At 30.5% G+C, this 11,185-nt stretch carries 9 protein-coding genes and 2 pseudogenes; 6 read left to right on the top strand and 5 right to left on the bottom strand.

Annotated features, from left to right (window positions below; translation table 11 throughout):
- Positions 1-786, bottom strand: a pseudogene (locus AB3H93_RS13150) (replication protein RepR); the annotation flags it as partial.
- 2,017 nt (positions 787-2,803) lie between these two features.
- On the opposite strand from AB3H93_RS13150, the gene AB3H93_RS13145 reads away from it, so the two are divergent.
- The 4 genes from AB3H93_RS13145 to AB3H93_RS13130 all read left to right on the top strand — a co-directional run bounded on the left by AB3H93_RS13145 (position 2,804) and on the right by AB3H93_RS13130 (position 6,330).
- Positions 2,804-3,721, top strand: a complete 918-nt coding sequence (locus AB3H93_RS13145) for a ParA family protein (RefSeq protein ID WP_010738088.1) — start codon at positions 2,804-2,806, stop codon at positions 3,719-3,721.
- 12 nt (positions 3,722-3,733) lie between these two features.
- Positions 3,734-4,327, top strand: coding sequence for a hypothetical protein (locus tag AB3H93_RS13140; protein ID WP_010738089.1), 594 nt, complete (start codon positions 3,734-3,736; stop codon positions 4,325-4,327).
- An 841-nt stretch (positions 4,328-5,168) separates the two neighbouring features.
- Positions 5,169-5,723: a tyrosine-type recombinase/integrase gene (locus tag AB3H93_RS13135; protein WP_010738090.1), complete on the top strand. Its 555-nt coding sequence runs from the start codon at positions 5,169-5,171 to the stop codon at positions 5,721-5,723.
- A 64-nt stretch (positions 5,724-5,787) separates the two neighbouring features.
- Positions 5,788-6,330: a hypothetical protein gene (locus AB3H93_RS13130; RefSeq protein WP_010738091.1), complete on the top strand. Its 543-nt coding sequence runs from the start codon at positions 5,788-5,790 to the stop codon at positions 6,328-6,330.
- A gap of 391 nt (positions 6,331-6,721) precedes the next feature.
- On the opposite strand, the gene xerS is transcribed toward AB3H93_RS13130, so the two are convergent.
- Entirely contained in the window at positions 6,722-7,807 is a 1,086-nt protein-coding gene (gene xerS / locus AB3H93_RS13125; RefSeq protein WP_136771190.1) for a tyrosine recombinase XerS, read from the bottom strand.
- Positions 7,808-7,937: 130 nt separating this feature from the next.
- Between xerS and AB3H93_RS13120 the strand changes: the two genes are divergently transcribed.
- Complete coding sequence (locus tag AB3H93_RS13120) at positions 7,938-8,297, top strand: type II toxin-antitoxin system RelE/ParE family toxin (protein ID WP_368020674.1); 360 nt, start codon at positions 7,938-7,940, stop codon at positions 8,295-8,297.
- Positions 8,284-8,550, top strand: coding sequence for a helix-turn-helix domain-containing protein (locus AB3H93_RS13115; protein WP_010738094.1), 267 nt, complete (start codon positions 8,284-8,286; stop codon positions 8,548-8,550). The genes AB3H93_RS13120 and AB3H93_RS13115 overlap by 14 nt, the downstream gene beginning before the upstream one ends.
- Positions 8,551-9,634: 1,084 nt before the next feature.
- Here the strand turns inward: AB3H93_RS13115 and AB3H93_RS13110 are convergent.
- The 3 genes and pseudogenes from AB3H93_RS13110 to AB3H93_RS13100 all read right to left on the bottom strand — a co-directional run bounded on the left by AB3H93_RS13110 (position 9,635) and on the right by AB3H93_RS13100 (position 11,008).
- Positions 9,635-10,128: pseudogene (locus AB3H93_RS13110) on the bottom strand (IbrB-like domain-containing protein).
- 50 nt (positions 10,129-10,178) lie between these two features.
- Entirely contained in the window at positions 10,179-10,553 is a 375-nt protein-coding gene (locus tag AB3H93_RS13105; RefSeq protein WP_368020673.1) for a DUF3440 domain-containing protein, read from the bottom strand.
- Between the two features lie 290 nt (positions 10,554-10,843).
- Positions 10,844-11,008, bottom strand: coding sequence for a hypothetical protein (locus AB3H93_RS13100; protein WP_154650183.1), 165 nt, complete (start codon positions 11,006-11,008; stop codon positions 10,844-10,846).
- Positions 11,009-11,185 lie beyond the last annotated feature (177 nt).

Here is an 11,185-nt window from a genome sequence, read left to right as displayed (position 1 = left end):
ATAACCAGAAGAATAATAAGCCAAAGAGAGTGTAAAAATCACGTTATTTCGTCCTAAACGACCTTCTCCCCCGATAATATTTGCTTTTCGTAGCAACAAATCAAACCAAGGCTCATCGACTTGCCGATACTCTTTTTTCTCAGGAAAAACAATCAATTTCGCACTTATTTCTGCTTCAGTTTTTTGGTTAGATGCCCTTTTCATTGACCAATTTAACCAATCAGAGAAAGAATATTGATTTTCTAACTCACAAAAAACGATATTTTGTTGGTTTGGGAATCGAGCAATCCCAAAATGGTTACAACCTACATCGATACCTGGTAATTGGTTAGCTAATTGTGTCCGAATCGTTGTAGAAATACGTTTTGCCACTTCAATTACTTTGAAATTACTCTTTTTCGTCACATAAGCAGGTGTTTTTAACACAAAGTAAACTTGATAGCCATGATCCGATTCTAAAATCATCGTTGGCATATATCCTAGTTCATCCACACAAGCTAAGAAAATCTCTCCCTGGTGATTTTCTTTTGAATCGATATCTACCACAAAAGTATTGATTTGACTTAAATTCTTTTCTGAGTGTCCTTTGACAACTGAACGATTTTCGTCTGCATAAGTCCCATAGCGATAAACATTTGGTGTCCAATGGGTCAGTTTAGACTCATTTTCTAAAATCGCTTCTTCAGACGTAATAACCATGCCACGCCCTGCGTTCATCAATTGTTTACTGCGGTACGCAAAGATTGCACCATTCCTGCTGGTATTCTCATACCCGACAGGCTTCATGGTGCTGTTTCGATATTTGTATGTACGAATGCCTTGTTTCAATAAAGCCGTATAGCATTGATCTAAGTTTACCATAGCAAAATTTCCTCCGAATTGTATTGAAAAAGAGAACACATGCCAATTTTAAAAATTGTTCTGTGTTCTCTTCCAATATTCGGCTTAAATTCCTAGAAAAACCTAGAAAAATATTGCTTTATCTATTGAACTGCTCGAACTAAATGTGCTATACTTTAAGCACATTTAGAAAACAACTAAGTGGTTTGCGAGACCACTTAATTATTTATTGAGACGAGCACGAACACATGAGTACTGTTCATGTGATTCAGAAATAATTGATCCGACCAAAGTCAATTATTTCCGTCTCTTTTTTTGTTTTTTATAATTGTTCCTATTTATAACGATAGCACTTGTTATAATGCTTTGTAAATAGTTTTTTGAGTGCCTTTGTTTTTTTTGACTATCTAATAAATTTGTTTCATCTAAATAGCTCAATATATTCTTTTATTTTTTTGTCAAAAAGCTTTTTCTTGACCGATAGCAAGTTATTCTTCTTAACCACATATCAATTTTCTTTTTATATTTATATTAAGAATAGAGGAAGATAACATTATGTACAAGTATTTTTCTTCTCAAAAAAAATAGTTACTACCTTAATTAATTCTATTTATATATTAGTTACTACCTTTATATACATTAATGTACTACCCTTTCTAACAAATTAAATTAATTATGTACTACCTTTATAATGAAATATCTACTACCAAAATATGTTCAAATAGCAATTATCTACTACTTTAAATACATAATACATACTAATTTAATTCTCCTATTCATTAAATTAGTATGTATTTATTTTTTTACATATGTTTCCCATATATTTTCTAAATAATGCGGTTACATATATAATGTAGCTACTTGTTTTTTGTAGTTAATAAATAAAATCCTATTTTTACAATTAAGTACTACCTTTAATAATAGTATAATATACTACCTTTATTTCCTATTACGTACTACCTTTATTATAATTACGAACTACTAATTTAATCTATTATATACTACTATAATGAAAATAATGTTCAATAATGTACTACCTTTAATAAGCATTAATTACTACCTTTATTTAGTAAGAAACAAAATTAATTACTACCAAAGAATTTTTTGTAAATATTAGGTAGTATTCAATTAAAGATCTTAAGGTAGTATATAATAGATATTTATGAAAAATTACACTAGTCGTTTATTACTTTGATACTACTATCACTTTAGCAATAGAATGTCAATTTTTATCTATACATTTTGCAGCACGGGGCCTCGGAAATATACTTTTAATGTTTAAGAGGTCAAAAATAAAAAAATATAGGATACATAAAACGTGTATCTAATTAAGCTCCGTTTTTAATAGAATTTGTGTTAGCTAATAAAATTAGCTAACTTTATTAGTATGTGGTACAATAAACTCACTAATGATACAAGCACAAGTTACACGAAGCCCCTAGAGAAGTAGGATTCTCTAGGGGCCTTTTTTGTGATCTGATGTCGCCTTTTGTTGCTTTACTTCTTGTTACGATTACTCAGTCAATAATCGTATGTTACTACTAACAACCCTACAAGAAAAGGACAAATGATATTTTTAAGCACAAGTTACACCTCCATTCAGTCGCAAAACTGTAGGATAGGCGACAAAAGATTATAACATACTTGATATATATTTATCATTTTAGGAAACATATGCTTTTTATTAATTCATTAAAGTATAACTGATTATTTAATTCCAAAAAAAGTTAAAAAGGTAGTATATAATATACTTTTTTGAAGTAGTAGATAAAAATAATTACTATTATTTATGACCTTTATTTATTAAATCATTACGTATTTATGTCTTGAAATAAGCTTTCTTTATATATTTTATAATTTAAAAATAATAAGGTAGTATATATTATATTTTATAGATTTAATTAAAGTAGTATGTTATCATATTAAAAAAGGTAGTATATAATAGATAAAGGAGTGATAGAGATTGTCCAAAAAATTTGTAATTGGTAACTTTAAAGGTGGCGTTGGAAAAAGCACTTGCGCCCAAATGTTAGGTTTTGAATCTGCCGTGGCAAAAAAACAAAAAACATTGATCATCGATTTAGATATGCAAGGGAATACTTCAGATGTTATGAGTTTAACCCATATGAATTTTCCAGTTGAAGATGGTGGTGGAGATGGTGAACCGTTAGATTATCAATATACAATTACTGACGTTCTTGTTGGAACGCCTCCTCTAGAACTAGGATTGGAAAAAAATGGGAAAGTCAACTGGGATAAGGTAGTAGTCAATGATACTCGTGTTGATCCAGAAAAAGCTGTATATAAAGTAGTAGATAATCTATATATATTACCAGCTGATATGAGTTTTGAACTTTACGATGATTGGATCAAAGACCAGTTTTCAGATTCTTCAGATAAACTTCTTTACATGGAAAAAAGATTGGCACCTTTATTAGAAGAATTTGACGTGATTTATCTGGACGTACCACCTTCAATTTCTGTTTATAGTAAATCCGCAATGTATATAGCTGATTTCGCGATTGTTGTTTTGCAAACACAAGTAAAATCTATGCGAAATGCTATGCAATACTTAGAATACATGGACTTCTTTGTTGATGAATTTGATACAACTTTAAAGGTTGCTGGAGTCATTCCTTTTATGCTTGAGAGTGGAGATGCCGTAGATCAAGAAATGTATGCAGAGGCTCAAAAAATTTACGGCGATCATCTATTGAAAAATGTAGTACTTAAAAATGCAAGATTAAAACGTTATGATGGATCAGGAATAACTATGGAATTGACTAAAGCTGGTAAGCTAAAACAGTGGGATAGACGTTCTCATGAACTTTTTATCAATATATATGATGAACTTGTTGAACATGAAACTTGGTACGAGTAGGAGGGGGATCCAATGGCTGATATAAAAGATCTAGGTATCTTTAAGCCAAATAAAGGTTTAAATAAAATACGAGCTGGAAATGCTGCAAGAAAAGAATCGAAAAAAATTTCCGTTGATTCAATAACTGCTGGTGAAAGTGCCATTGTTACTAGTAAAGAAACTACTGAAGCTCAAAAAGTTAATGTTACAGATTCTGTTCAATCACCAAAAAGGCCAACAAAAAAAACAGTTCCTCCTAAGAAGTCAAAAGGGGTAGGGGCTCCCATAAGAAAATTTGATCGTTCTTTTTCTGCCCAAATGCCCCTGAAGCTATCACCACTACTGAACGCCACCTCTAGAGTAATGGTCGAAAAATATGAAACAAATCTTACTAGGGATGAGTTATTAAGAAAAGCACTTGATGAGTATATCAAGCAGCATTTGACTCAAGAAGATAAACAAGATCTTTTTAATAATGTTATGCGTGATATTGAATTATTTAGAAAAAAGAAACCTACAATTCCTGAAATAGACACAGATGGTACTATCATTCGCACAGTAGAAGAAATAGAACAAGAGACTGAAACATTCCTACATGATAGTTGGGGGATGAACTATAAACATTGATAAAGTACTACCTTAATTACAAATTAGGGTAGTACTTTATACATATTTAGAAGTATCATTACATATGATCTTTTATATGGTATATAACTTAATATCCTCTACCTCTTTAAATATTTAATGCTACCAACATTGCTATTAATGTACCTGGTAAAAACTTATAGGGATAGCTAAAAAAGCTGTTTGATTTTCAGCCTCAATAATTAAAATTATACTATGGACACTAATAAACTACTACTTTAATTCACAATTAGGGTAGTAGTTTATTAATTAAAGTAGTATATTATTCATTTTCCATAATATTTAAAATATAGCAGTATTCCTTAGTCTCCATTTTTTCAAATATATTATGACGAATTGGATTCTAAATCAACATAACATACTACCTCAATTACAGATTAAGGTAGTATGTTATTACCTTTTTATTGGATTACTTAAATATCAAAATAGCTTGATTGATACTATATAAACTGATCTATAAGTAGGAAACTAGCCTATATTTTGTAATTATGACAAAATTTACTTATATATTTACTCCACAAAAAATGGCTAATTTAACCATTAGAATGCTGACTAAAATCCCAATTTATCTGCGTACATTTTAAGGCCTTATTTGGGTAATCCTTCAACAAAAAAACTGAAACGCGCTCAGAATGCTCCTAAGCAAAAAACACTTTTTTTGTTTGTTATTTCCAGAATATTCTGAGTTACTGAAATGATATAAAATCATAAACTCATCTCATTGATTTTATTGACTTTTAAATCTTAGTATCTATCAGTTTATGATTATGTTAATATATAACTAAAATAAAGAACTCAGAATATTTTTAAGAAGGTGAACAATTTGAACTATAATGTTCAACCGCTGCGAACGATGGAAGAGATTCAAGATTTTCAATTCTGGCTACGAAGAACAACTTACGCTGAACGTGATAGCTTTTTGTTTCTATTTGGGATAAATAATGGTTTGCGAATGTCTGATATTATAAAACTTAGGGTAGGGGACATTTGTGGAATAGATAAGCCTGTAATTGTCGAACAAAAAACAGGGAAGAGAAAGCCAATTTTTATAGATAATTTAAGAGAAGAAATTTCAATTTACACTGAAGGAAAAGAAGATCATGAATGGTTGTTTCCAAGCAGGCAGCAGGGAGGGCATATCACTAGAGATCGCGTGTATCAAATCTATGCTGATGTAGCCAAGAAGCTAGAAAGAACAGATATAGGGACACACACTTTACGAAAAACTTTCGGGTATCATTATTATAAGAGAACGAAAGATATTGCTACCTTAATGTTCATTTTCAATCACAGTTCTCAAGCAATTACAAAAAGATATATCGGAATTACCGAAGATGAGATAGGTGCTTCGTTGCGTGGATTTAAATTGGGAGGATAATTTAGATATTAGTTTTTTCGTGTATAATTAAATAACTATAATGAAAACTTAGAAGGTAAGATGAATGAAGATAACTGAATTTTTGGAAGTATTTAAAACGTTTAGTAACATTTATAATAGAATACCAGAGATAGAACAAAATATTGTAGTTGATAATGATTATTATGGAGGAATGGGCGGAGGTTCTATTGTTCCAAAGACAAATTTAGTAGAGTTAGATGTAAATAATTACAGAGAATTATATGTTTTTAATACTTTGGATTTTGAAATACCTATGAAACAGATGAAAAACATTGACATACATATCCTACCAAATGAGTCGTGTCAAATAGATTATTCAATCGAATATTTTTACAAAGGTAAAAAAATAAAAAAGTGTGACAAATGTTTTGAATCAGCTGTGGTGAAAGTTCCTCAATTTAAATTAAATCCTGCTAACTCGATACAATTTCAAGGATATGTATTTAATGTTTTAGCTAAAGATAATATAAGAAAATATAAAAAAGGTAATATAGTCCATATTGATAAACAAATATCTTCTAATTTAGAAGATATAAAAAAAGCCTTTGAAATTAAAACAATTGGCACTGTCCCTAACTTTAAATAACAAATAACTTACAGTCACAAGTTATAACGCTCATCTTAATATTTAAAACATATACATTTTTTTCTATGGTTTCTGAATGCGAGTCTCATATCCAATAATCGAAAAATAAACTATTAACAATAAAAAAGTCTTCATTTATTGTTGAGGGAAATAAGAATACTTCTCCTTTTATTATGTTAGTATTGTGGACTGGTTTATTAATTGCATAGTATTTTAACAATCACAATTTTTTTCTTGATTTTTCAAGCTTTATTTAAGAGATTTTATATCAGTTATTCTGATTGGCAACTGGTAGTTTAGTAATATAAAAACGGTAGTGAAGCTTGTCTCTAAAGTTAGGTTTTTGTCTAATTTTAGAGGGAAGCTTCATTATTATACTTGTTTACTACATCTATAAAGCGTTCAAAGCATCAATCGTAGCTGCGTTGTCTATATGGGTATATAAAGTTGTTGTATTAGTACTAGAGTGTCCTAATTGTTGTGCCGTAAGTACTAAAGAATTGGTTTGTTGATAGAGTCTAGTGGCCAACGTATGACGTAGTTTGTGGGGACTGACTTGGACCCTGAAGCCTTTCGAATATTTTGCTACCATTCTTTCTATAGCAATCCCTGAGATTCGTTTTGCTTCTCCTTGATAGATTGTTAGGAAAAAGGCTTTTTCATCGTCTGAAGCTTTATACCGTTCTTTTCGAATGGCTAAATAATTTGCTATGTATTCCATAGCAAAAGCTGCTATATTCACAGCATCTCTTTTATTTCCTTTTCTAGTCACTACGACATTGTTCTTCTCTAAAGATAGATCTTCCAAATTAATATTTACAACTTCTGATAATCTCAATCCAGACCCTAAAATAAGAGCATTTATGGCAAGATCTCTTTCAATATCTCTTTGATAATAAACTAACGCTCTTTTACTCAAAGTGTTCTTATAATCCACTGCGATATAATCCAAATAGTTTTGCGTATCATCTTCTAAAAATAATTTTTTCTCTATAGCATTTGCACGTGCAGCTAAAGTTGTTTTATCTGCAATAGTAGATACTTGGTCCATAGGATTTTTTTCTAAATATGGCTTTCCTAAAGGATTATTCGAGCTCGTAGAAAGGTACTTAAACAAAACTTTTAGTGCCGTGATGTTTCGGTTAATAGTAGGGATCGATAAGCCCAAGTTATTATTGTCTTCAAGTTGAGATTTAGTGGATTCTTTTTTGACATTTTCTTTTGCGCGACGCTTCAAGCGGGACTTATATAGATTTAAATCATAGGCTGTTAATTGCTTTATTGATGCGATGGAAGTATCAGCAACAATAGCTTCGCCCAATAACCAATTATAAAAGAGTTTATAATTTTTCAAGTATTCTAGCGTTGTACGAGGAGATTGATCTTTATTCTCACGTTCCTGAACAAAATCTTTTATATAAGCTGGCATATGAAGCAATATTTCATCTATTTTTATATATATTTCCGTATTTTTCATTATATTCATCCTTTCAAATAGTAGGGGAGAGAAGTAACTCTACAATTGGACTATACCAATTCGAGAGCTGCTTGTCAATTAATTTATACACAAAAATTGAAATAAATAAAATATATGATATAATAAGTGCATGGATAAGATAGAATTCGAAACTTATAAACGACCAAATGGACATGATGAATTTTTAGAGTGGGTTACCGCTTTGCCTATTAAAGATCGTGCAAAATTATTAAGAACTATCAAAGAAACAGAAGTAAATGGCCTGTTAGTCGCACAACGTTTAAAATGGGTTAAAAAAATAGATACCAATTTATATGAATTGAGAAGTAAAGTTGGTTCAAATATTCAAAGAGGGTTATATTTTCATGTTGAAAATGGGCGATATGTAATCACACATGGCTTTACAAAAAAGTCAGAAAAAACGCCCAAAAAAGAAATATATCATGCAAAGGAATTAAGAAAGGAATGGTTTGAAAATGAAGATAGATGATTTAATTAAAGATATGAAAAAAGATACCGCCTTTGCAGAAGCTTATCAGAGTGAAGGGGAGAAACTGCAAACTGCTATAGCACTATATAAAGCAAGAGAAGAGGCGGGACTAACACAAGTTGAGCTAGCTGAACGTGCAGAGACCACTCAAGCAACTATCGCTCGAATTGAACGTGGGGATAACGTATCTTTTGAGAAGCTATCAGCAATTGCTCATGCTATGGGAAAAGAATTAAAAGTTGAATTTATCTAAATAAGATTGACCCTCCAAAAAAATCTTTTAGAGTTTTTTTATATTAATTATATAGAAAGAACAATCTTTCTATATAATTAAATAATTGAAAATAAGTGAATGTAACTAGTTAAGTGTTTAAGAGAGTAAGAAGGGGAGCAGCAATAACCAAAGAACACATAATTTAGCCTAAAAATCTAAGCAGATGTTAAGGGGTAATTTATTAACTTGTTTTGCTATAGCTATTTAAAAGAGTAGACTTGAAAATTGCACTTATTTGTAAGTTTACAAACAAGTATTTGCCTGATTACAATTAACAGAATATATGCTATGATAAAATTATCAAAAACAGGTTCATATTACGACCGAAGGCCACTAGCGGTCGGGCCAGTGGCTTTCTTTTACGTTCTTTTCAGATCAACGGGTAGGCTTACTGTCTTTTTTGACAATTCTGCAATCAAGCTATTTACAGATGTAGGGGCTGCTACTTCTGCCGCAATTGCAAAAAACAAACTTTATCTATTGTATTTAATTGATTGTAATTATTAATAGATATGGTATAATTGTTTTAACGAAAAGATAATTCATTATACACCAAAAACCACTAGCTGGCGGGCTAGTGGTTTTCTTTTACGTTCTTTTCAGATTAACGGGTAGGCTTACTGTCTTTTTTGGCAATAATTTTGCAATCAAGCCATTTACAGATGTAATGCGCGATTACTTCTGCTACAATTGCAAAAAACATATCGAAAAGGTAATTCATTATACAACCTCCTCCCCTTGCCAGAATAGGCCGGGGTAGCAGACAGCATAAACATTATACCATAACTGAAAATTTCAGTTTAGTATATTTCTCCACATATTGGTGGACCATTACAATTAAATACTCCATGGTTCTTATTGATCCAGATATAACTTGTAAAAATCCCAAGTATATAGAAAACTATAATTTTCTATATACTTGGGTTTGTATTCTTCTCAGAATCTCCAATGGTACAATTCTAAAATTCTTTCAAAAGTATCTTTAACATCATCAAATATTTCATTACTTAACTTAAGAATGGATGGCAGCAACTTCTGCCTAAATTTAAATTAAGGTAAATAATTATATCTCTTCCCATGCTTCAGAAAAATCTTCCTTTGCAAACAAAGAAACTAATCCGCTAATCTGCTTCAACCTCAATAGCTCGTCTTTGTCCATACCCAAGTTTGTTATATAATCCATTGATCACTTACTACTGATCCTACTAACTTTTGAATAATTTCTACCATATGATCTACCTCTTGCTCGATTATGGCGAATTGTACTGGCAATTCTATCGACTATTGGTTTATCAATGATAACTACTGGCAAATGATTTTCTTCTCTTTCTGCAATCTCTTTTAACTTTTTCATTACTAAATATCTATGATAACCATCAATAATTTCATAGTAATTCTTTTCATTTACATAATAACAGACAATTGCATTGTACAACCATCTGCTAAAATTGATTTTTCTAATAATTTTAGTTCCGTAGGAGCTACATTATTAGAATTATAATCATTTGCTCGTATTTTATTTATCTGAATTCTACACACTTTATAAACAGGACTTATAAATTTCTTCTGTTTTCCATAATTTTATTGTTTCTTCTTTCTTTTGTAATTCATCCTTTGTTTGAGAAAAAAATATATCGACAGGATGTCTCATTTTTTAGAATTTCAATACACATTCTTTTATACGATGGAATCAATCGAAAATGTTTAACCGGTACCTCATCAAGACAATCATAAAATTTAATCCAGTAATATTCAGTTTTATACTTTCTATTATTATTTGGTTTGCCTAAATCTACAAATGAAACATCAAAATTTTTCAATTCTTCCACAACATCTAAAGGTAATGAACCACCTTTATTTAACCAATAATTTTTAGAAAAGTTGAACTTTTTTAAATAAATATCTCTAGTTTTTTTAGGTAATATTTGTAATAAAAAATTTGTATATGCTTTCCATACTATGAATTTTTTTGATCTCTTCACATATTTCTTCCATTCTTTAAGCAATTGGTGAATAATTCTTATGAAAATAGCAGTTCTAATATTTCTCTTCAAAAAACTGAAAATATTTTTTCTCATCTGTAAAAAAGTTATTTAACATGATTAATTTTTCTTCCTTAAAAAAGGAGAATAAATGTATGAACAGTAAAATGATCACATTAGGAGCAGCAGCAATTATGGGGATCTCTGCTTTAAGAATTTCATAATTGGCCCGTACATGCGGACACTACAAAAGAGGGTAATACAGTAGTTTCTTATACAGGTACCGCCCCTCAACCAAAAGATTGGGGAATCTCTGTTCCTGCAACAATCAATGAAACAAAGGAAGATAAATCTGATAATGTCACATTTAAGTATGGTATGGGACAACTAGCAATTGTAGATGCAGATGGTAAATCTTTTGAAGATTCTTCTAAGGATCGTACCTTCAGTGTCAACGATACTCCTCAATATGTAGATAGCGATGGATATATGCTAGTCAAAACTTCTGATGGTAAGGATTGGACATGGTTATATAGTGAATAAACGGAACAAGGTGCTGCAGAACCTACTGCTTTAACTGATAAAATGAAAAATAATGCTGCTGAAGCAACTGATCTTAAAAAAATTACATT

The sequence above is a fragment of the Enterococcus sp. C74 genome, assembly GCF_040887125.1.
Taxonomy (GTDB): domain Bacteria; phylum Bacillota; class Bacilli; order Lactobacillales; family Enterococcaceae; genus Enterococcus_B; species Enterococcus_B hirae.
The sequence above is the reverse complement of the archived record's forward strand: the minus strand, read 5'-3'. Positions and strand labels throughout refer to the sequence as shown.